Source organism: Bacteroidia bacterium (assembly GCA_041391665.1).
GTDB lineage: Bacteria > Bacteroidota > Bacteroidia > J057 > J057 > JAGQVA01.
The window spans coordinates 1,569,486-1,591,986 of record JAWKNO010000002.1 but is presented as its reverse complement, the minus strand read 5'-3'; the positions used below and the strand labels follow the sequence as shown (position 1 = coordinate 1,591,986).

At 44.9% G+C, this 22,501-nt stretch carries 17 protein-coding genes; 6 read left to right on the top strand and 11 right to left on the bottom strand.

Translation table 11 applies throughout. The features are described from left to right. Positions 1–43: 43 nt before the first annotated feature. The 4 genes from R3D00_18185 to R3D00_18170 form a co-directional block, all read right to left on the bottom strand. Positions 44–1,615 (bottom strand): SusD/RagB family nutrient-binding outer membrane lipoprotein, encoded by a 1,572-nt coding sequence (locus tag R3D00_18185; protein MEZ4775119.1) that lies wholly within the window; start codon positions 1,613–1,615, stop codon positions 44–46. A 117-nt stretch (positions 1,616–1,732) separates the two neighbouring features. Next, positions 1,733–4,822 (bottom strand): SusC/RagA family TonB-linked outer membrane protein, encoded by a 3,090-nt coding sequence (locus R3D00_18180; GenBank protein ID MEZ4775118.1) that lies wholly within the window; start codon positions 4,820–4,822, stop codon positions 1,733–1,735. A 386-nt stretch (positions 4,823–5,208) separates the two neighbouring features. Next, positions 5,209–6,297 carry a substrate-binding domain-containing protein gene (locus R3D00_18175; GenBank protein MEZ4775117.1) on the bottom strand — a complete coding sequence of 363 codons (1,089 nt, stop codon included), beginning with the start codon at positions 6,295–6,297 and terminating at the stop codon, positions 5,209–5,211. 15 nt (positions 6,298–6,312) lie between these two features. Then, a complete protein-coding gene (locus tag R3D00_18170) occupies positions 6,313–7,002 on the bottom strand; it encodes an NUDIX domain-containing protein (protein MEZ4775116.1) in 690 nt (229 codons plus the stop codon). 132 nt (positions 7,003–7,134) lie between these two features. Here R3D00_18170 and xylA point away from each other — a divergent pair, with 132 nt between their 5' ends. Then, complete coding sequence (xylA, locus tag R3D00_18165; GenBank protein ID MEZ4775115.1) at positions 7,135–8,487, top strand: xylose isomerase; 1,353 nt, start codon at positions 7,135–7,137, stop codon at positions 8,485–8,487. 10 nt (positions 8,488–8,497) lie between these two features. Here the strand turns inward: xylA and R3D00_18160 are convergent, their stop codons facing one another. Continuing rightward, a complete protein-coding gene (locus tag R3D00_18160) occupies positions 8,498–8,941 on the bottom strand; it encodes a hypothetical protein (protein MEZ4775114.1) in 444 nt (147 codons plus the stop codon). 147 nt (positions 8,942–9,088) lie between these two features. Then, positions 9,089–9,754 (bottom strand): deoxynucleoside kinase, encoded by a 666-nt coding sequence (locus R3D00_18155; GenBank protein MEZ4775113.1) that lies wholly within the window; start codon positions 9,752–9,754, stop codon positions 9,089–9,091. 29 nt (positions 9,755–9,783) lie between these two features. Here R3D00_18155 and R3D00_18150 point away from each other — a divergent pair, with 29 nt between their 5' ends. Beyond that, positions 9,784–11,118: a dihydroorotase gene (locus tag R3D00_18150; protein MEZ4775112.1), complete on the top strand. Its 1,335-nt coding sequence runs from the start codon at positions 9,784–9,786 to the stop codon at positions 11,116–11,118. Between the two features lie 25 nt (positions 11,119–11,143). On the opposite strand, the gene R3D00_18145 is transcribed toward R3D00_18150, so the two are convergent. Next, positions 11,144–11,368, bottom strand: coding sequence for a hypothetical protein (locus tag R3D00_18145; GenBank protein MEZ4775111.1), 225 nt, complete (start codon positions 11,366–11,368; stop codon positions 11,144–11,146). Between the two features lie 128 nt (positions 11,369–11,496). Between R3D00_18145 and R3D00_18140 the strand changes: the two genes are divergently transcribed. Continuing rightward, on the top strand, positions 11,497–12,312 hold the full coding sequence (locus R3D00_18140; protein ID MEZ4775110.1) for an SIR2 family protein: 816 nt from the start codon (positions 11,497–11,499) through the stop codon (positions 12,310–12,312). Here R3D00_18140 and R3D00_18135 read toward each other — a convergent pair. The 3 genes from R3D00_18135 to R3D00_18125 form a co-directional block, all read right to left on the bottom strand. Further along, positions 12,291–12,905, bottom strand: a complete 615-nt coding sequence (locus R3D00_18135; protein MEZ4775109.1) for a hypothetical protein — start codon at positions 12,903–12,905, stop codon at positions 12,291–12,293. The two genes, R3D00_18140 and R3D00_18135, sit on opposite strands and share 22 nt — an antisense overlap. Positions 12,906–13,190: 285 nt before the next feature. Then, positions 13,191–14,546, bottom strand: coding sequence for an ATP-binding protein (locus R3D00_18130; protein ID MEZ4775108.1), 1,356 nt, complete (start codon positions 14,544–14,546; stop codon positions 13,191–13,193). 11 nt (positions 14,547–14,557) lie between these two features. After that, on the bottom strand, positions 14,558–15,931 hold the full coding sequence (locus R3D00_18125) for a sigma-54 dependent transcriptional regulator (protein MEZ4775107.1): 1,374 nt from the start codon (positions 15,929–15,931) through the stop codon (positions 14,558–14,560). 229 nt (positions 15,932–16,160) lie between these two features. Here R3D00_18125 and R3D00_18120 point away from each other — a divergent pair, with 229 nt between their 5' ends. From R3D00_18120 to R3D00_18110, 3 genes are read left to right on the top strand one after another with little or no spacing between them, the layout of a single operon-like run. Further along, complete coding sequence (locus R3D00_18120) at positions 16,161–17,666, top strand: hypothetical protein (protein ID MEZ4775106.1); 1,506 nt, start codon at positions 16,161–16,163, stop codon at positions 17,664–17,666. Between the two features lie 11 nt (positions 17,667–17,677). Then, positions 17,678–18,583 carry a MoxR family ATPase gene (locus tag R3D00_18115; protein ID MEZ4775105.1) on the top strand — a complete coding sequence of 302 codons (906 nt, stop codon included), beginning with the start codon at positions 17,678–17,680 and terminating at the stop codon, positions 18,581–18,583. Between the two features lies 1 nt (position 18,584). Next, positions 18,585–21,281, top strand: coding sequence for a formylglycine-generating enzyme family protein (locus R3D00_18110; protein MEZ4775104.1), 2,697 nt, complete (start codon positions 18,585–18,587; stop codon positions 21,279–21,281). 321 nt (positions 21,282–21,602) lie between these two features. On the opposite strand, the gene R3D00_18105 is transcribed toward R3D00_18110, so the two are convergent. Further along, positions 21,603–22,229, bottom strand: a complete 627-nt coding sequence (locus R3D00_18105; protein ID MEZ4775103.1) for a hypothetical protein — start codon at positions 22,227–22,229, stop codon at positions 21,603–21,605. Positions 22,230–22,501 lie beyond the last annotated feature (272 nt).

The window sequence follows — 22,501 nt, the reverse complement described above, 5'->3', positions numbered from 1 at the left end:
TATGGTTAGTGCCTTTTTTATTTCAACAAAAAGATTCGGCGGATTATTTTTTATCCCACCAGACTTTTGTGCTGTTTTTATCGCCGCCGGAGAGTTCAGGCAGACCTTGAGCAGCTTCAGTAGCTGCGCGGTTGTTGCTGAATTCACCATCAACGAATGTCATTCTTCTGAAGATGTCATTCACACCGAGATCTGGGTTGTCAGAATTCAGAATCGGGATCAGTTTAGGATATCCGGTTCTTCTTACTTCAGCGAAAGCTTCCCATCCGTCAGGATAAAGAGCGAGCCATTTTTGTGTAATGATTTGCTCAAGGTTTCTTTCCTGAGAAGCACCATCTTCCCATTTGATCGATACATCGGTAGAAGGCTGAGTGTTGAAAGCATCGCCGGTAGCGATAGGCGTAGCAGTACTTGCGAGGTAAGTATCAATGTCTGCGTCAGAAGCGCCTACGCGATCTTTCATGGACATTCTGATACCGGTCTCGTAGAGATCTTTGGCAGATCCACCCATGTTCCAGCCGATAAGCGCACCTTCAGCACGGAGAAGATATACCTCAGCGCAAGTCATGACAAGGATCGGAGGATTGGTTCCGCCTTTTCCTTCGGGAAGGTAGTCGGGGCCTACGTCAGAGTTTCCGGTGTTGAGGGCAGGCGTTTTGTCAACTTTAGCCTGACCATTGCGGAGACCTTCGTAAGGGCTACCATTGCCGTCGGAGTCACCTTCGTCAGCTGGGCTGAAATATACACCGGTACGTGGATCACCATAACCTACGAGGATACTTTCCATCAGTGCGCTCATCCGGAATTCACCCCAGTTTGTGATGGTGGTGAAAGGGTTAAGAGAGTTTGCTGTGGTAGCAATCCATGCATTATCGCTGTTGTCTTCCATAACACCGGCAGCTACAGCTTTTTCAGCTTCAGCTTTAGCCAGGGCAGGCTCTACGAAACGGATACGCATAGCCAGACGGAGACGGAGAGAGTTGGCGTAGGTAATCCATTTGTCAACATCACCGGCAAAAATCTGGTCATTGTTTCCGAATACGTTTTTACCTCTGTTTGAGTTAAGCGTAGCAACGGCTTCATCCAGTGTAACAAAAAAGCTTTTGTACATGCTTTCCTGGGTATCATAAGCTACAGTGGTTTCTCCATTGCCAAACTGAGTGTATATGGCAGGACCCCAGTAGTCAGTAACCCTGTGGTAAGACTGTACACGCCAGATTTTGGTGATGGCTTCTTCTACGGGAAGATCGTTGTCGCGGGCAAAGTCTTCAACGAACTTGATGTTCGGAGCAGCCTGTCCATAAAACGAACTCCAGCAGAGGTCAATCCAGCGACCAACTTCCGTATACCGGTCAGAGTCAAAGTTTGCAGCCGTAGTAGCGAAATACTGGCAGTAAAGATCAGAGAAAAGATTCTCTCCGATTTGGAAACGCCAGTGTTCACCGTGCATCGCAAAATACTGCGCGCGGGCAAATCCTTGTCCAAGCAGCGATCCGTCAACATTGGATGCAGTAAGTGCATCGGGGCGCGTATTCAGCTCTTCGAATCCTTTTGTACAGCCATTCGCCAGAAGAGCTGTAATAGTGAAGATTAAAACATACTTAATGTACTTCATAATGAAAAGTGTTTGAGTATCCAGACTAAGTTAATTATCCAATCTAAAAATTACTAATTACACACAGTTACGCTCTCCAATTAACTGTCCAAATACAGAATTTGTTCCTCACAGAAATTAAAAATCAAGTTTAATACTACCGCCAATAGATCTCATGGTAGGAGGAGCAAAAGAGTTAAAACCTTCAGCTGCCGTTCCGGTTCCAACAATTACTTCCGGATCAATATCACCGGCTGCATTATAGAAGAAAAACAGGTTTCTTCCCACTACAGAGAAAGTAATTGCATTTAGTCCACCAACTGACATAGGCAGTCTGTAGCCCAATACAATTTCTCTCATACGAATGTTGGTTGCATCAGCAGAGAAAGCTTCACCTACGGGTGCGTTACGACCACCAAAGTTTACCCAAAACTCTTCTGAGGTAATCTGGATATCATTAGGTGTTCCATCTTCTTTTACGGCATCGTATTCTTCAAAGAAGTTTTGTCCGAATACCAGCCCGCCTTCACGACCCTGGAGGGTTTGTTCGGTCAGACCATCAGCATAAATAATAGCATTGGTAAGTGATGTTACACTACCGCCAAAGCGCATATCAACGAGGAAGCTGACGTTCAGGTCTTTATAGTTAAATTCGTTGCGAATACCGCCCAGCCAGTTGGGGTTGTAGTTGGCGACAAGTTCAGTCAGACCACTGGTAACCAATGGTCGGCCATTTGCACCTACGATAACCCGGCCCTGATCATCTTTCTGGAATCCACGGGAGTAAACTTCACCCCAGGGTCTTCCTTGTTCGATCCGGAATGAACGCATGAAGTCTGTAGCGACGGAAATGCTTGGACGCTCGTCGTTGATCTGGATAACCTCATTTCTGTTGCGGGTATAGTTGAAAGAAAGATCCCACTGGAAGTCAGTTGTTTCAACCGGACGCAGAGAAAGGATACCTTCAATCCCTCTGTTTTGAACGTCACCACCATTGGTGAAGAACTGAGAAGCACCAGAACCTACAGGCAGTGCTACTGAGAACAGCTGGTTGAGTGAGTTAGACTTGTAGTAGGTAACATCAATTCCTACACGGTTGTTGAAGAAACGAATGTCTGCACCGATTTCAAGTGAACGGGTTTTCTCAGGAAGCAGGTTGGCATTTGGAATTGTCGTACTCAGACCGAGGAATCCATTTGCACCACCAGCAACAACGGATGCTGTACGAAGTGTTTGGAAAGGCTGGGTATCGTTACCCACTTCTGCCCATGAACCTCTTACTTTTGCGAAGGTGATAAAGGTTGGAAGATCAACCAGATCAGATATAACGGCATTCAATCCAAATGAAGGATAGAAGAATGACCAGTTGTCTGAAGGAAGAGTTGAACTCCAGTCATTACGACCTGTAACGTCAAAGAAGATGGCGTTTTTATAGGAGAATGTTGCAAAAGCATACACCGAGTTTACATCTCTGGGAGCTCCAAAGCTGTAAGAAGCGATGTTGTTTTGGCTGTTTCCGATAGAGAAGAAGTTTGGAACGGTCAGCGCAGTACCTGTGTTGGCATCTACCTGAGTTCCTCTTTCTTTACGAATGTTGCCACCTGCGTTGACATTGAAGTAGAAGTCATCTGTCAGGTTTTTTTCGTAGGTCAGCAACGCATCCAGGTTCAATTCTGAAGACTGACCGGAGAATACAGCATAACGGCCATTGTCAGCGATGATATAGTTGTCATTCCACCATCTGTTTTCACCATTTCTAAAGATTCGGTCAACAGAAGATCTGGCTGATAAAGACAAACCTTCGGCGATATCATATTTCAGAGATGCGAAAGCAATTACGCGGTCTGAGTTACGCTGATTGGTCGCACGGTTGATGGTCCAGTAAGGGTTAGCACCACCATTGGAACCTGGTACCCAGTAGTTTTGACGTACACGTCCTGAAGGCAGGGTGTATTCAAACTGAGAAGCATCTTCGGTACGGATGTTACGTGGCAGACGCAGCGCATGACGGATCGGGTTGTCAAAGCTTTCACCCTGAGGCATCTGGTTGGAAATTTCGTCCCGCAGATAGTTCAGTTTGGTATCCAGTGTCAGCCTGTCAGACAGCTTATTCGTAATACGCAGGTGCACGTTGTGGCGGGCAAGATCGTTACCCGGTACGATACCGGCGGCATCAGTGTAAGTATAGGAGAAATAAGTCTGAGTAGCTTCAGTTCCACCGGAGATGGCGAGGTTGGTTGCCCAGTTGTGACCCGTCTGGAAAAAGTCGCTAACGTTGTTTGGTTGTCCGTTGAGAGAATAAGTCGTAGGAGACCATCCTGGATCGGGAGACCAGTGAGCGACACTTTGTCCGGTCATTTTTGCACCCCATGCAGCTTCAGAAGCAGGAGAATAGGTACCATTGCTGCCCTGGCTATACTCGTTTTGATATTGAGTAAGAAGGATAGGTTGGGTAGCCATGTAGGTAGAGCTGAGGCTGACTTTGAATCCACCGGCTTTACCCCCTTTGGTTGTAATGATGATCGCACCATTGTTGGCACGGTTTCCATAAAGCGCTGCGGCGTTAGGGCCTTTCAGTACGGTAATGGAAGCAATATCATCAGGGTTTACGTTGGTGATATCACCCTGGATGGGCACACCGTCCACAACGTAAAGGGGCTGGCTGTTACCTGCAATAGAGCGGTTACCGCGGAGGATTACCCGTGAAGGAGCACCTACACCAGCACCAGATGGGCTGATAGAAAGACCTGCTACTTTACCAGAGAGCGAGTTGACCACGTTCAGGTCACGGGCTTTGGCAATTTCGTCAGTATTTACACTTTGCGCAGCATAAGTCAGCGCTTTTGTCTCTCTTTGAATACCCAATGCAGTAATGATTACCTCATCGGCAGTGATATCCTGTTCTTTCATAGAGACATTGATCGTGGTGCGACCATTTACTGCCTCTTCAACAGTTTCATAACCGAGGAAAGAAAACACCAGTACACCATCAGATGGTACACTCACTTTGTAGCTACCATTTGATTCAGAAAGCGCACCGGAATTACTGCCTTTAACAGCAACGGTTACCCCGATCATGCCATCGCCGGACGCATCGGTAACACGTCCGGTTACAGTAGTTTGTGCAAACAAACCGGTACTAAGTAACAACGTGATTGACAGTACGCTCAGGAGCTTCCATGAAGAAGTCTGCGTGAACTTGAAATCTAATTGTCGAATGTGATTCATAAAAGGATGGGTTAATGATTTAGAATGCTAATTCGTTTTTCCTGATGTAGTATAGGATGAACGGTTGATAAAGAACGAACCCTGTTCCCTAAATCAATCCTTTACGGTATTGAGGGAAACAGAAGTAAAAGTTATCAGATTATTTTATCAAATAATATGGCATTGCAATAGATATAACTTAAGTAATCGCTATCAGGGGCAATAAGCAGCAATACAATTGAGGAAAATTGTCGGGAGGTAATAATGGCAGATGTAGGTCCATAGTATGATTAGTAGTAGTCTCTCAGTAATCCTGTGCGCGGGCACAAGCTATTAAAAAAACATCAATCTTTACACAACTTAGTAAAAATATTTTTCAACAGCTTATTTTTTTTTGCCTTAATTTATTAAACGACAACTCTAAGGTCTCGGGTTGCTTTGACATAGTAATGAATATTTTCTTTGACGGCAATATCCAGTGGGAGCATACGCATACTCTCTGCTTCTGATTTTTTGATCAGGTGTTCGACAATATTCATAATGCCATAGTAGCCTTGTTTGAATGGGTTTTGGTTGATCAGAAATTGTATTTTCCCTTCTTCCAGTAACTGGATGTTTTTTTCTATCAGGTCAAAACCAACCAGGCTGATATGGTCCATCGCCCGTTCCTGAAGATATTCTGCCAGTAAAAATATACGTGAGGTGGTGACCATGAGCCCGCGTATATCTATTACAGACAGGAGGTTTTGGTCCAGAAAGTCAAATAGCTCCTGCCGTTCGCCAAACGGAGAAAAAGCAAGTTGTACCACTTTTGTTTTTCCGTTGTTGTGCCTGGCAAAAAAATCTCTGAAGCCTTTTTCCTTTTCAATCAGGTGATGGGCATTGGGCAGTCCTTTTTCGAGGTGAAGTACGCCGACTGTACTTTCCGGGGGAATCAGATAGGAGAGTAGTCTGCCGGCCAATACACCGCTTTGGTAGGTGTCCTGACCAATATATCCCAGGTTGCAGGATTCCTTCCGCGCGAGATGTGTATTGATCTGCATATAGGGGATGCCTCTTTGCTGGCATTTTTCCAGAAACACCATAGATTCATTAAAAAAATCTGGTGCCAGCAAAATTGCATCGGGCGCATCCTGGAGCAATTGCTCCGTCTGGTTCATAAAACTCTGTGTGTCATCCTGATCAAAAAGATAATACGATACGGTTACGCCGTAATGCTCTACGGACTTTAGTGCCATTTCGATCCCGTTTTTGGGCTCTTCCCAAAAAGGATCATCCGAATAATCGGGCAAAAGAATGGCTATGCGCAACAACCGGTTGTAGGCAAGGGTACTGGCTATGATATTCCGCTCATAATTGAGTTCTTCCAGGACTTCCAGAATTCTCTGTTTGATCTCAGGCGCTACGTTGCCCCGGTTGTGGAGCACTCTGTCCACGGTTCCCCGCGATACTTGGGCTCTTTCGGCGATATCTTTTATCCTGATCCTGTTTTTCACAACGCTGGTTATTTGTTATACCTCAAAGACAAATCCGCTTTCCCGCAGCTTGTTATATCTTTCGATATCAAATTTGTACAGTCTTGCCGCCCGGTGTGCTACGCCTGTCTGATATTCATTCAAAGATATCAGAAGGTTCATCCCCTGCATTTTTCTTCGGAAGTTGGGTTTGTCCAGTTTTTGCCCTAATACCGCTTCATACAACTCTTGCAACTGAAGAAGGGTGAATTTCTCAGGCAGCAGTTCAAAACCTATGGGTTGATGCCTCACTTTCTGTCTGAGCGTAGTAACCGCATGATCGATGATCGCCCCGTGGTCAAAAGGCAATTCCGGCAGACCTTTTACATCAAACCACCGTACATCACTGGCCTCGGGTCCGGGATTCAGACTGTAGTTTCCGGGTTGTATGAGGGCAAAGTATGCCAGGGTTATTACCCTCCGGCCGGGATAACGATTTACCGCGCCAAAAGCCTGCTGTTGTTCCATGAATAGCTTTTCAACGCCAGTCATTTCCTTTAAAATCCGCAGGGAAGCATCATCTATATCCTCCTTTACCAGGATAAAGCCTCCGGGCAAAGCCCATTTCCCTTTACTTGGTTCGATGGCTCTGCGGATTAATAATACTTCCAGTTTCCCATCCTCAAAACCGAAGATGGTACAGTCGATGGACAGGGGATCTATTTTTTCGGGATGTGTATGTGACATATTCTTACTTCCCGAAAATAGAATCTAATTGACAAAATGCAAAATTTGCATATGTTTGGTTTTATTATATACTTGTTGTAAAATTGACTATAAGGAGATCAGGCGACTACCATTTATAACTTCTATTATACTATGAACCGACTACAAAATTTTTCAGACTCAGTGCTCACCGGATCAGTGGAATTTTTCCCGGGTATAGGGAAAATTCCGTTTGAAGGAAAAGAATCTGACAACCCTCTGGCATTTAAGTATTACAACGAAAGCCAGGTGGTAGGCGGAAAATCAATGAAAGATCATTTCCGCTTTGCGGTTGCCTATTGGCATACGTTGTGCAATACGGGCGGCGACCCTTTTGGCCCTGGAACTAAGGTTTTTCCCTGGCAAAAAAGTGCAGATCCTGTGCAGCAGGCGCTGGATAAAATGGATGCAGCTTTCGAATTTATCACAAAACTTGGTGTTCCTTATTATTGTTTTCATGATGTTGATCTTGTCGATGAGGGGCCAACTATTGCTGAGTACGAGCGGAGAATGCAGATTGTGGTGGATTATGCCAAAGAAAAGCAAGCGGCTTCAGGAGTAAAACTACTTTGGGGCACGGCCAATCTTTTTTCTAATCCCCGCTACATGAACGGGGCTGCAACAAACCCCGACTTCCATGTTTTGCCTTATGCTGCTACCCAGGTGCGCAATGCGTTGGATGCAACGATTGCCCTCAATGGCGAGAACTATGTGTTTTGGGGAGGCCGGGAAGGATATATGTCTCTGCTCAATACCGATATGAAACGCGAACTGGATCATTTGGCCAGGTTTCTTCATATGGCAAAAGATTATGCGCGAAAACAGGGCTTTAAGGGTATGTTTTTCATTGAACCCAAACCTATGGAGCCAACGAAACATCAGTATGATTTTGACTGTGCGACTGTGCTGAATTTCCTGCGCGAATATGATCTCATGGAGGACTTTAGCCTGAACATTGAGGTTAATCACGCTACGCTTGCCAGCCATACGTTTGACCACGAGCTTCAGGTCGCTGCTGCCGCGGGTAAACTCGGGAGTATTGATGCCAATAGAGGCGATTATCAAAATGGTTGGGATACCGACCAGTTTCCCAATAATCTGTATGAGATAACAGAAGCCATGTTGGTCATTTTGGAAAATGGCGGCTTTGGTGGGGGAGGGGTAAACTTTGATGCCAAAACCCGAAGAAACTCTACCGATTTATCTGATATATTTTATGCACATATCGGAGCAATGGATGTATTTGCCCGTGCCTTGCTGATTGCTGACAAAATCAGAACACACTCTCCCTGGCAACAATGGCGTACCGAACGCTATGCGTCTTTTGACAAAGGAAAAGGTGCGGAGTTTGAATCCGGAAAACTTAGCCTCGAAGATTTGTGTTCTCTCGCCATTGAGTTGGGTGAACCTGCTCAAATCAGTGGAAGACAGGAAATGTTTGAGAATCTGATTAATCAGTATATCTGATCAGACAAAATTACCGGCCGGTGATCTCGCCCGGACCAATTTCAAATTCATAAGATACCGCTTGCCTGTGATTGTACAGTCGGGCGGTATATTTTCCTTTAGGCCATCCGTCAATGGTAAGTGTGACTTGCTGGTTGGGCGGAGTCGGAGTAAACAGGCGGCTCATAATTTCATTGCGGTTGGGATCAAGAATCTGTAAGGCCATATCCCTTTCACCTGACAAGGTAAAGGCGATGGTTACCGTATGACTTACCTGGTCAGGTTGAGCACTAATCGCACATTGTTCGTTGCTTCCTTGTGGCAAAAGGCCCGGCCCTGTACCGTCTGGTGATGCCACAAAGAAAGTAGCTGCCAGGGCGACAAGTATCACGCCACCTGTGCGTGCCAGTGCCCTTTTTACCGTAAGACGTGCTTCTGGCTGGATCGATTGTTTATGATTCTGACGAAATGACATATCGTAAAATAAAATTATTCGTACTATTATTTCTACGAATTAAAATTATTTTAGATTGCTTTTCAGTGTTTTATTTTATTAAAAATTACACGTGTTGTAATTTATTAAAATGGGTACAATGAATCCTCCCAGGCATCTTCGGAAAGTTTAGATAAGTCCAAAAAGTTCTGCGTCAATTCGGTTGATAACCTGTCCGAGGTCTTCGGGATTTTGTACATAATCGAGAGAGTCGACATTGATAATGAGCAAATTGCCTTCTTTGTAATTGCTAATCCATTCTTCGTAGTTTCTGTTCAGGTCTTCGAGGTACCGGATGCTGATGCTTTGCTCATAGTTGCGCCCTCTGCGCGAAATTTGTTCGATCAGTTTTGGGATACTTGCCCGCAGGTAGATCAAAAGATCTGGCGGATGAATCATCCTGCTCATAGATTTGAATAAATCAAAATAGTTTTGAAAATCTCGTTCGCTCAGGTACCGGGATTCTTTAAGATTTTTGGCAAAGATAAAAGCATCCTCATAAATGGTGCGATCCTGGATGATTGTATTGGGACTTTCCCTGATTTCGACCACCTGATTAAACCTGCTGTTGAGGAAGTAAATTTGAAGTGGAAAAGCCCACCGCGACATATCCTGATAAAAATCTTCCAGATAGGGGTTGTGATCTACGGCTTCAAGATGGGGTTCCCAGTGGTAATGATTGGCCAATTTTTTTACCAGAGTAGTTTTCCCGGCTCCAATATTGCCGGCGACTGCGATATGTTTGGGGGGTTGCTCTTTCACGCGTGGATAAGTGATATTCGGTTTTGTGGCCAAAGTTAGTAAATGGTCGTTATATTTGCATTATGTCAAGTTTACTCATCAAAGATGCCCTTCTGATCAATGAAGGGGTACAAATCGAAACCGATTTATTGGTTTCGAATGGGCGCATTTCACGTATCGCCCGCAATATTGGTACCATAGCAGACCGCAAGATCATGGCCGGCGGGAAGTATCTGTTGCCCGGCGCAATTGATGATCAGGTGCATTTTAGAGAGCCGGGGCTGACACATAAGGCAGATATCGCCTCAGAGTCTGTTGCGGCGATTGCCGGAGGGGTTACTTCATTTATGGAAATGCCGAATACCAACCCCCAAACCTTGACTCAGGCATTGCTTGAAGCAAAATTCAGCCGGGCGGCGGAAGTCTCTCCGGCCAATTTTTCTTTTTTTATGGGTGCTTCCAATGATAATCTGGCAGAAGTACTCAAAACCAACCCTCAAACGGTATGCGGGATAAAAGTATTTATGGGTTCTTCCACCGGCAATATGCTGGTCGATGATGAAAATGTGCTGGAGAATATTTTTCGGCAGGCCCCCATGCTGGTGGCTACGCATTGTGAAAAAGAGGAAATCATCAGCCAAAATACTGCTCAATATCTGCAACAGTACGGGGAAAATATTCCCGTTTCCAAACACCCGGAAATACGCAGCGGGGAAGCGTGCTATGCTTCTTCTTCTCTTGCGGTTGCACTGGCAAAAAAATATGGAACTCGTTTGCATGTGCTGCATATCTCTACGGAAAAAGAGCTTTCCTTATTTCGCAATGATATACCCTTAGCGCAAAAAAGAATCACGGCAGAAGTATGTATTCACCATCTGTGGTTTTCTGAAGAAGATTATGCGGAGAAAGGAATGTTGATCAAATGGAACCCTGCGGTGAAAAAACTTTCTGACCGGGAAGCGTTGAGAAGAGCTTTGGTTGACGATCGGCTTGATATTATCGCCACAGATCACGCTCCACATACGCTGGCGGAAAAGGCAAACCCTTATACCAAGGCACCTTCCGGAGGACCTTTGGTTCAACATAGTCTGGTGGCCATGCTGGAATTATCTGCAATGGGAGTTATCTCGTTGGAAAAAGTAGTGGAAAAAATGGCGCATGCACCCGCGATCTGTTTTGAAATCAGTGAACGGGGATTTGTGCGTGAAGGGTATTATGCAGACCTGGTTTTGGTTGCGCCTCATCAGCCATGGGTGGTGTCACCTGAAAATATACTGTATAAATGCAAATGGTCTCCATTTGAAGGAGCGACTTTTCAGCACAAAATCGATACAACCATTGTAAATGGAAATGTCGTCTGGCAAAATGGTAAGCTGGCAGGACAAGAAAAGGGGATGAGGTTAAAGTTTGATCGATAAATAATTTTCCGGAAGAAAAAGTGGTCTATTCTTCTTCTAAAACACCTTCATGATCTCCGTCAGGGGTTATCATTAAAAAGTGGGTGTCCAAAGAAGAAGTCTGTTCACGCCATGCTTCGCTCAATTTCTGATACAATTCCTGATTTTCAGTGTTTGAGCTAATCCATGCTTCTACCTGTCTGATTTGTTCTTCATTGGCTTCACCTGAAAGGTACGCCGCTAAGGGATTGGTGGGTGGATTTGACTTCATGAAAAGTATATTTATTTCATCAAGATATTATTATTTGATACTTGAGATTAAATTTACTAAAATTTTGGTAAATACGATTATGCCGGATATTATTTTTCGTTAAATAAAATATGTATATCAGCAATAGTATTAAAGACCTGATTGAGGCAATCAGGGCGCGAAATGTGATTCTTTTTGCCGGAGGTGGTGTCTCGATGAATCTGGGTCTGCCTTCATGGAATCAGTTGATCCACAAACTGGCTGAAGATCTGGGTTTTGATCCGGTGCGCTTTAAGGAAATGGGCGATCACCTTGTATTGGCGGAGTATTACAAACTTAACAAAGGGATTGGTGCGTTGCGAAGCTGGATGGACCGCAACTGGCACTCCGGAGAGATTGATATCTCAGCTTCTGAAATTCACCAGTTGATCATTGATCTCAATTTCCCGATTATTTATACTACCAACTATGACCGCTGGATTGAATATGCCTTTGATAGCCACCAAAAACCTTACGTAAAAATCGCAGATGTTTCAGATATAAAAGACATTCGCGAAGGCGTCACCCAAATCATTAAGTTTCATGGAGATTTTGACCATGATTCTTCCATTGTGCTTACAGAGTCTTCTTATTTTGACAGGCTGGATTTTGAGACGCCGCTGGATATAAAACTTCGGGCGGATGTACTGGGGAAATCTATACTCTTTCTGGGATATAGCCTTACCGATATTAATATTCGTTTTCTACTCTATAAACTCAACAAACTCTGGGAAAAGGCCAACAGCATGCAAGCCAAACCGCGTTCGTTTATCTTGTTGGTGCAGCCAAACCCGGTTCAGGAGAAAGTGCTGGAAACCAGAGGCATTACTGCATTGGTTTCCGAACATCCTGATCCCAAAAGGGGGCTAATTGAATTTTTGCAAATCCTGAAAGGTGAAACCAATCAGAGTTTAACCTCCATCTGAGGATTTGTATTCAGGTTTTCTTTCAGCCGGGACAAATAGGCAATCGACCGTTCGATCTCGCGGCTCACTTCTTCCATCCATTGGTTGGTACCTGACTCGTTGGCCAACAAAAATGCCCGGATATTCTCCAGCCCGGAAATATTAGACTTAATCTGCCTTACTACCCGGGTACGCGCATTTGCGAGATGATCAGGCGGTGCCGGGGTTCTTTTTTTGTAGAGTTGGCCAATCTGTCCTTGCAGATTTTGAATGGAAAGCCAATTGATATCTGAAGGCATCCCCGGCCCGGGAGCTTCTGAAATCACAACATTGCCTCCACGTATGCCATAAACAGGAACCGACGGATGTGTTTCTCTGACAAGGAAAAATGCTTCCCGGATCGGAAATCCAGCGATTTCATCCTTCAGTAAAATCATATCCGGATAGGTATGTATCAGGTGTGAGAGGAATTCATATTTCTCACCAGCAACAATAACTTTTACCGGAAAAGCTGTCTTTTCCAGAAGATGCAGAACAGAAGTAGAGGAATTTTTTTCAAGAAGCAGGATTTTCAGGGGTGATTGACTGGCAACCTTCTCTGTATTATTCGTCATATCAAAAATTACCGATTGAGTTTGGCCCATCTGCGAGGCAGCCTGAGGCCAACGTCAGGTGAATTTGATGGAAAAGTGCTGCATTAGAGTTGCGCTGATTACTTTCCCGCATAATTAACAAAAGAACGTATGGACTCCAAATAAAGGCAATTATCGTGCTGAATTATGCTGGATGTTTATTGTAAGAATCCTGTAAAAAAAAACGAGAAGAAGGGCAAAACATTTGAAATCTTGTAATATTTTGTATTTACCCAATGTTAACCGCGTTCCAAAATTGTCTCTCAATTAAAAATTGAGGGTAAAGGTGGTGCCCGATCCGGCTGTCGTATGGAAGTTGATAGAGCCTTTATGCATGCGCATGATTTGAAGCGATAAACTCAATCCTATACCTGATCCTTTCTTTTTAGTAGTGAAAAAGGGAATGAATATTTTGTCAACATATTCATCGTCAATTCCTTGCCCATTGTCCTTTACCTGGATAGATGGCCGTTGGTCGTGGAGTTGAAATACAGAAATCTCTACGGTTGGCGAGGGGGTACCTTCCACGGCTTCGATGGCATTTTTTATCAGATTGATCAGTACCTGTTCGAGCAATTCGGCATCTCCCTGAATGCTAAGGTCAGACTCTGGTACAGCAACCTGGAGCGTTACTTTTCTTTTTTCAAATTCGGGGCGAAGCAGTGATTCTACCCGGCTGATCAGATCCCGGATGACGATAGTTTTGAAATTGGGCTTCTGAATTCTGGTAAGATTGCGATAAGCGTGAACAAAATGTAAAAGCCCTTTACTGCGGCTCTCAATCGTTTGTACACTGTTGAGGATGTCGTCTGCATCGTCTTCGTCGATGTCCCTTAGCGGTTTTCTTATGCCTTTTTCGTCGGTCATGAGGGTGTTGACAACTTTGGCGAGAGAAATAATAGGCGTTACAGAATTCATGATCTCATGGGTGAGCACGCGAATCAGTTTCTGCCAGGTATCGACTTCTTTTTCATCCAGTTCGCTGCGAATATCCTGGAAGGAGACCAACTTATACTCTGTCTGTTGAAGCTTAAACTCGGTAGCCTGCACGGCCAGGTGCTTAAGATCTTCATTGATCACTACCTTTACCAGCTTTTTTTCTCCTGTTTCAATGTTTTGGACGGCTTCCAGCAGTTCTTCATTTATCCGGGCCAGGATGCTGATATTGCTCATATAAGGTCGGGAAAGCAATTCTGAAGCAGCATGATTCATCAACATAATTTCCCCGTTACGGCTATAACATAAAAGGGCCACACTTACATGTTCGATTACGTTTTGAAGGTACTGGTAATGAGACTCTTTTTCTGCCCGTAAATCCTGATAACCTTTGATGATCTGGTTAAATGCGTCTTTGAGTCCGCTAAATGACTTTCCTCTTTTCTCAGAGGAGAAGGTGAGGGTAAAATCTTTGTGTTTAATGGCAAGCAGGAAATTTTGAAGGTCTCTGTTTGTCTTTTCGACATAGCGAATCAACTCTATGACCAATCCTGCAATCGCCGCTCCAAAAAAAAGTTTGGTCATCGGCCAGTTATGCTGTTCCCATACAAACTGAAATACAAAAACAGCCAGGGCAAGAAACAGAACACGAACGACGATATTAAACCTGAAGGATTTGAAAATCATTTGTAGGATAATTAGAATCCGTATTTAGTCATTTTTCGGTAAAGGGTCGTGCGGCCAAGACCCAGCTCTTTTGCGGCTTTGCTGATATTTCCACTGTGTTTGGAAATCGCATGTTTTATTGCGGACTTTTCTACTTCTTCCAGGTTGTAATCATCTCCGGACAGCGATTCATCCTGGTGAATGGTATTGGAGGGAAACGCTTCAGGGAGCATACTGTCAAGGTCCTCCATGATGATGGCGCGTTCCAATGCATGCTGAAGCTCTCGTATATTGCCCGGCCAGGCATGTTGTTGTAGTTTGTGAATAAAATCAAGTCTGATTTCTGGCGCTTCTCTGCGATATTTTTCTGCAAAGATTTTCAGATAATGCGCGACCAGCAATGGAATATCTTCACTTCTGTCGCGCAGGGGAGGAAGTGTTATTTCGACGGTATTGATTCTGTAAATCAGGTCCTGTCGAAATTTTTTTTGTTCGACCATTTCATGCAGTGGCATATTGGTGGCGCAGATAAGGCGGATATCAATATTTACCGGACGGTTGGAGCCTACGCGTGTTACATGGCGGCTCTGTAGCGCGGTTAATAATTTTGCCTGAAGCGGTAGGGAAAGATTGCCAATTTCATCGAGAAAAAGTGTACCTCCATTGGCCGCTTCAAAACGCCCTTCGCGATCTTGTCGTGCATCGGTAAAGGCACCTTTTACATGGCCAAAAAGCTCAGACTCAAACAAAGTTTCGGAAATTGCACCGAGGTCAACGTGGACAAATGGCCGGTCAGCGCGAAGAGATTGTTGATGGATCGCCCGGGCGACAAGCTCTTTTCCGGTCCCGTTCTCTCCGAGAAGGAGGATATTGGCGTCTGTAACCGCAACCTTTTCGATCGTCCGGAATACCTTTTGCATCGCAGCAGAGTTTCCGATAATTTCATTTTCTGTAACCGTAGATACGACATCGGGGTTTGCGGAGACACCAGGTACAGAAGCCACAATTGGCGGAGGATCCTCCTGAAGGGCAGAGAGAACCGTAGCCTGGAGCGCTTCGTTGTCCCAGGGTTTAACCACAAAGTCTGTGGCCCCATCTTTCATCGCCTTTACGGCGAGATTGATATCTCCGTAAGCGGTCATCAGCACTACATGGGTGGAAGGCGCAGTTTTTCTGATTTTTTTCAACCACCGCAGCCCCTCTTTTCCGCTGGTGAATCCTGCGGTAAAATTCATATCCAGCAAAACAAGATCGTAGGTGTTTTCTGCCAGTAATGTGCTGAGGTTGTGAGGGTTATTTTCTGTAAATATATCAGTAAACTGCTGTTTTAAGACAATTTTTGCAGTTATGAGGATATCCGCATCATCATCCACTACCAATATCTTTGCGTGTATTTTCTTGCTCATTTCGCCTGGTGGCTTTTCTGTAAATATACTCACAGCCATGGCAATATAAAAGCTTTCAAAAATTTATTATGTAATAAAATGTAACGGTGTTATGGAGAATGTTTTTTATCTTTTGTCTGAAACCACCCCAAACATTGACCAGTAGGGGAGGGGTTTTCTGAAAAAATATATTTTAACATTATTCGATCATTCTTATTATCTTGCCAATGGGACATTACCTATTGCGGTTATGAATGATAAAATCAAAGTTCTCTTCCTTTCGGCGAATGCGACGGATAAGTCCATTCGACCGGAGGTTTCTATTAGGGAAATTGAAGAAGGCATAAAAAGGGGTGAAATCAGGGAAAAATTTGATTTTGTACCCAAAACAGCGGTTACAACCCGGGACATAAGCCGGGAGATTTTGAACGAAAAGCCTGATATCGTACACTTTTCGGCCAAAGGGGAAAACCTGAACTCGTTGATTGTGGAGGCTGAGGATGGCTCCGGCCCCAAAACGGTAAAGGTAGATGCACTGGCAGATTTATTTCAGGTGATCAATGAGCGGCATCCGGTTCGATGTGTAGTGATTGCCGCGGCTGTATCGAAGGAAGCCTTAGATGCGATTTTTCAACATGTGCCTTTTGTCATCGGAATGAGTCGGGAATTAGATCACAAAGGCGTCCGCAGTTTTGAAGTGGGGTTTTATGATGGGTTGGTGGCGGGAGAAACAATCCCTTTTTCCTTTTCATTTGCGTGCAGGGGATTGGGTATGGAAGACCATGATACATCTATTCCACAAATCCATAAAAGAGATGACGATAAAGGTGAAATAAAGAAGGCGATACTTCCTCCGATTTCTCCCTCTGCCACAGCTTCCGATAAACTGTTTGATCGTAAAATTCCCCGCCCCAGACACGGCTTTATCTCCTGTAACCGGGATACGGAAATGGAGCTATTAACCGGGCATTTTGAAAAACATAAAGACCAGACCTTTCAGCATTATTTTATTCACGGACACAGGAACGATAAACCCGAAAGCCTGGTGGAAAGGTTTATCCACGAAGTTCTGGCTGTTGGGAAATATGAGTTTGACTATCCGGTCGCTCATGAAAATAACCAGCATCCGGTTCTTGCTCCGGTTCAACTCCGAATTATGGAAAATGAGCATGTGGTGCAAAGTCAGGTTTGTGGCTGTTTTTTGCAGCGTTTTTTTCATCCTTCGGAGCATACAAATACCCGCATTTCCACTCTGGAAGACTTTTTTCAATCAAACAAACCCATTCTACAAAAGGACTATTGTATTTGGGTTTTTAAGTTTGACGGTTCCCGAAAAGATACGGTCATCCCTAATCTTATCCGCTGGATTGTGAACAAGTTCTGTTGCGGCAAGTCTCCCCGTGTGAAGTTTTTGTTTTTTTATATTTTTGAAGGTGTGACAACCGCAGGTCGTAAAAACCTGATGAGCTTATTTGGAAAAAAACAGTCTGATCTCCTGCAACATATAAAAGAGATATCTGCCCAGGAGAATATCTTTTGCTGTCATGTGCCAGGTATGTCTCGTGTCAACTTAGATGATGTTATGAAGTGGTTTGACCGGCATTCCAGCAAAACCCTCGATGCAGAAATGCTGTTGGATAAAGCGATTCAAAATTATGACAAACATTATGATGAAAAGACAAGCTCCTTCCCCATGCACGTAGTAGAAAATTTCCTTGAAGAAATCATGAAAAAGTTTACCGCTCGCGCATTCTAATCCCTCAACATATGCCACTCGACCACTACCAACAAATAAACCTCCCTCCGGTAAAACCCGACGTCAAAAACGATCCGAAAAAATACAAACCCTCCGATGCGCTCATCAATGCCTTTAATGTGGCGCTCGAACTTAATATGCCGCTCCTGCTGACCGGTGAGCCGGGTACGGGTAAAACGCAGTTTGCCCACCATATCGCTCACCGCTTTGGCCTCGGTAAGGTGCTGGTGTTTAACGCCAAAACCTCCTCCATCGCGAGCGATCTGTTTTATCGCTATCAGGCGGTCAAACATTTTCAGTATATCCAGAATATTCAGCACAATGGCGATTCTGGCAAAAATGCGGAAGATTTTATCGAATACGAAGCACTGGGTAAGGCGATCCTGATTGCGCTGACAGAGAAAAAACGATCGGTAGTGCTCATTGACGAAATTGACAAAGCGCCCCGCGATTTCCCCAACGATATTCTCAACGAACTGGAAAACCTGAAATTCTCCGTGCCGGAGACAGACCAGACATTTGAAGCACCCGATGATCTTCGCCCCATTATCATTTTGACCAGCAATTCGGAGAAAAATCTTCCCGCTCCCTTTTTGCGGAGGTGTGCTTATGTCAATATAGATTTTCCAAATGCAGATGGCCTGCTCAAGATCGTTCAGCTCAAACTCGGGCAGTATGAAAATATAGATAAATGGATAACCGAATTTGAAAAAATCCGAAAACGGGCAGCCGACCTCAATACCAAAAAACCCGCAACCGCTGAGTTTATCGCCTGGCTAATGGTGCTGAAACAATTGGACTTTTCGGCGGCTGATCTCAATTCCTCCGACAAGAAAACCCAACTTATGCAGTCGTATGCTGTGCTGGCAAAAAGCGAGGAATTGCTGAAAGATTTGGAAAAAGAACTGGGTAAATAGTATGAGAAGTTCGGGGACCACATACCGCAGCGAATGGACATCCTTTCCCGCCTTCACCGCCGCTCTGGAACAAAAGGGTATATCCATCAGTGCAGATGCCTGGCCGCGTGTGTACCGGATTCTGGAAAAAGCTGAAACCCCGGCTCAACTCAAACTTAAACTCTGCCCGCTTATCGCTGCTTCGCCGGAAGAACAAACGCTCTTCTACGAGACATTTGACCGGTTTTTTGATGATGATAAAATACCGGAAGAATTTTTCGGCAAAGGTGATCATTCCCCGCAACTACCGCCGGAACTTGTCGGAGAGGAGCTTCCGGAAAAACTGGGTTCCAAACCTGAACCTGAACTGAGAACCGGGAACCGGCAGAAATTTATTGCAGTTATTGCTGGTATATTCCTGATTATACTGGCTCTTACAGTATGGGTTTTGCCTGATCTTTCTCTCCAAACCCGGTTAGTGCTGCAAATCATAGTGCTGGTTGCAGCGTTCGTCGGCGTATGGATTTACCGGATATTACAGCGCAAACTGGTCGCCCGAAGGATCGAATCCAAAGAACCTCCCTGGTTTTGGAATATAGACCTGAAAATCGAGGAACGAATGGATTTTGGGGCAGAACTACCCATACTCGCCCGGCAACTGCGTCGCCGTTTGCCCGGCAATATTCCCCATCTCAACCTACGCGCTACGGTAAATGAAACCATTCGCAGCGGCGGTGCACTGACGCTCAGGTACAACTATCGAACCCGTCCGGCGGAGTACCTGTTTCTCATCGACCAGACTTCTTTTGCCGATCATCGCCGGCATGTGTATGAAATGTTGTACAAGGAACTGCTGAATAACAACGTATATGCCGAGCGGTTTTTTTATACCGACGACCTGCGGGTGTGCTGGAACGAAAAACATCCCGGCGGGATCAGCCTCGAAAAAATCGCCCTCCGGTATGCCGACTACCGGCTGATCGTTTTTGGCGATGCCTGGAAGATGATCAACCCTGTGAGCGGTTTGCTGATGAACTGGACCGAAGTATTTGGCCATTGGGAAAGCCGGGCGTTGATGACCTCCCGACCTACTGCTGCCTGGGGCTATGACGAACTGCGGCTTTCGGAGCGGTTTGTGGTATTACCCGCCAATCCCGAGGGACTGTTGCAGGTGATTCACTATTTCGAAGAAAGCAAAAAATACAACCCCAAAGTGGTACGGGATACCCTCATACAGCCGGAGATTGAAACTGATGTTGCGGGGCTGAAAAAATATTTTACCCAATCAGTAAGAACCTGGATCTCAGCCTGCGCCATTTACCCGGAGGTGAACTGGGATTTGACCCTTTACCTGGGAGAATTTCTTGCCATACATTTGAAGGAAAACCTGCTCACCTTTTCAAACCTGGTCAAACTATCTCAATTGTCATGGTTTCGCAATGGGCGGATGTCCGATAAGGATCGGGTAGATTTGCTCAATTCACTGGACAAAACCCTGCGTCTGACCTTACATCAGAAAATGGTGGATGCCCTGGAGGAGCAGTATAAACGGGCGCCGGTTCCGGCAGTATCGGCAGCCTACAGCGAGTTTCGCCTGCAACTGGCGATACACAAACTCGAATCCGGGAACTATGAAGGCGGTCGAAAAGAATTGCAGCGCGAGATCAAAACCCTGATTCAGGAAGGCGTCAAAAACGACTTTATCGCTATCCAGAGTGTAGCCGCCCCCGGTCCGCTGGAGGTGGTGATACCGGAGGGAATGCGTAGTCTGGCTTATAACTCCTCAGGCAGCAGCCTGGCTGATAGGTTTAGGAAATTGATTCCATCTGGAAAGCCGAAGCAAGTAGAGCCAGAGGAGGAAAAATTAGACACGGAATCACCCGAAAACGAAACCTATCAAGAAGAGACTCCAGCTCTGGATACCACGGATGAGATGGAACCAACGTCTTTCGTTTCAACTGTTTCCCAACAGATATTTCCTTTGCCGGAGATGATAAAGATCATGGGCGGGACGTTTAAGCGGGGCGATTATAACGTAAATGTGAGCGACTTCTGGCTGGGGAAAACGGCGATGACAGTGGGACAGTTTGCTGCATTTATTGATGCAACGGGTTATAAAACCGATGCCGAAAAAGGGGATGGAAGTAATATCTGGACTGGTTCAAAATGGGAGAAAAAAGCGGGGGTAAATTGGCGATGTGATACAAAAGGAGATGTACGTCCAGAAAGTGAGTGGAATCATCCGGTGATTCACGTAAGCTGGAATGACGCAAAGGCGTATTGCGATTGGTTGAGTGAGCTGGCCGGTCAAAAGTGGCGTTTGCCGACGGAGGCGGAGTGGGAGTATGCAGCGGGTGGTGGCTCAGAGAATCGGACGGAGTATGCGGGCACAAATAACAAAAGCGAATTAGGCGACTATGCCTGGTATACAAAAAACACGAAAGATACGGGTACGCGTCCTGTGGGACAGAAAAAGCCCAACCGATTAGGTCTTTACGACATGAGCGGAAATGTATGGGAGTGGTGTGGGGACTGGTATGGGGAATATCCTTCCTCGGATATATCCGACCCACAAGGCCCTGAAAAAGGCACGGACCGGGTGTACCGCGGGGGCAGTTGGTTCCACGACGCGGAGTACTGCCGAGTTTCGCGCCGCAACAACTACACGCCCGACTACCGCAGCCGCTACCTTGGGTTCCGTCCCGTCAGGACTAATTAATTTTTGCACTTTCCCGAAGGGATCTGCGATTTACCTTCTTACCTTTTGGGGCGGTTTTTTTACAGTGTCGTGTCGGCTGAGCCGACACGACACTGCCACGTTACGCGTTTAATCAGACCCGGAATCGGGAATCTGGCATGAGAATAGCTATATGGGGTTTTTGTATGAGCATATATACGCAGCATGTAATTGGGAAGAATGGAAATAAGGATTTTTACCTTGCGGTTTGATACAGAAAAGGGGCGGTTTATGACAGAGGAGATGGAGGCGTTTTGTGTGAGATATGGATTGCAAATTTCCTGATTTAGCATCGAGAAACTTTTAGTTTAATAGAAACTTTTTGCACACATTTTCAATTTTCACAATGTTGGAGTTAACTCGGTTTTCGATTTCATCAGTCTCTTTAGTCGGATCAAAATAGATTAATGAATACCATTTTTCTATTTCTTTAATCCTATCTTCTTCTCTCTCTGGGATATATTTGATACGATGTTTTTTTCTTTCAAACTCAGCAATATGGATAATGTAATAGGCGGTAAAAATACTATTAATGATAGAGTCTATGTCCGCCAGAACTGTTAAATATTCTTTTCCAAAAATGGCTGCAAATTTATACTTTTTAGAAGATATAAGATTGAATGCTTCTTGTTCTTTATTATATCGTTCTTTAATGACGAAGTAAGCATCCTGGGCATTTGATTCATCAATGGATTCTCCTTCTTCTTTGGTTCGGCTGCTACCTTCCGGCCCAATGCTAGATGGATTCCGAATTCTTCTGATTCTATCTTTTATATCATACAAAAGGCAAAGCGTTTCTTCGGCAACTTCATTTTCCTTTCTCCAGGCAGCTTCTCTCTTCCATGATAGAATGCCCCATATTGCAACAATTGAAGCAATAATGATTGAAATTGGTTCAACTATTTTTTCAATTATTTCGAAAAATTCCATATTTCCATAATATTTTAATTACAATACGTTACTTAGGGTTGTTGGTTAGTACAAATCTGTTTGGTACTAATGTTTTTGGCATAAAATGCGCGCTGCGGCGCATTTCCGGTGGTTTCGACTCCGCTCACCCACCGGAAAATCACCCACCGGAAAGAAGAGCCTCACCCACCAAAAAGGGAGCCTCACCCACCAGAAAATCAGCCTTCGGCTTTATGATTTCCGCCAGTACCCCTTCAAAGGGGTACGACCGGCGGAAGGGGTTCAACACACTG